The 372-nt window shown below is 71.5% G+C and carries 1 pseudogene; it reads right to left on the bottom strand.

Features of this window, described 5'->3' with window-relative positions:
* Positions 1 to 291: pseudogene (locus DBR10_RS14715) on the bottom strand (hypothetical protein); the annotation flags it as partial.
* Positions 292 to 372: the final 81 nt, after the last annotated feature.

Raw genomic sequence — 372 nt, 5'->3', positions numbered from 1 at the left:
CACCCCGTCCGCGCGCCGCGCCCGCGCCGGCGACGCCCCCGCTGCTTGCCGCCCCTCGTCCGCCTCAGCCCGCCGCGCCGCCACATGGGCCCGTGCCACGTCGTCGGCATGGCGCTTCTTGGTCCAGCCCTCGACCTGGGCATGGCGATAGATGCTGCCGGGCGAGACCTTCCATAGCGCCGACAGCTCCTTGGCCGTCGCGCCGTTGCGATAAGCCTCGCCGATCTCGGCCCACGAGGCCTCGGACAGACGGAACCATGTGGGCGGGGCTTCTGAGCTGTGTTCGGTCATGCCCGGCATTATGCGGCCGTGCGGAACGCGGGGGATCGGGGCGGTTGGGTTTCGGGTAAGGGGTTGAGGAGGTTGGGGAGC

Origin of the sequence: Caulobacter sp. HMWF025 (genome assembly GCF_003060965.1) — a bacterium.
In the GTDB taxonomy this organism is placed as follows: Bacteria; Pseudomonadota; Alphaproteobacteria; order Caulobacterales; family Caulobacteraceae; genus Caulobacter.
This window is presented reverse-complemented; position numbering and strand designations above follow the sequence as displayed.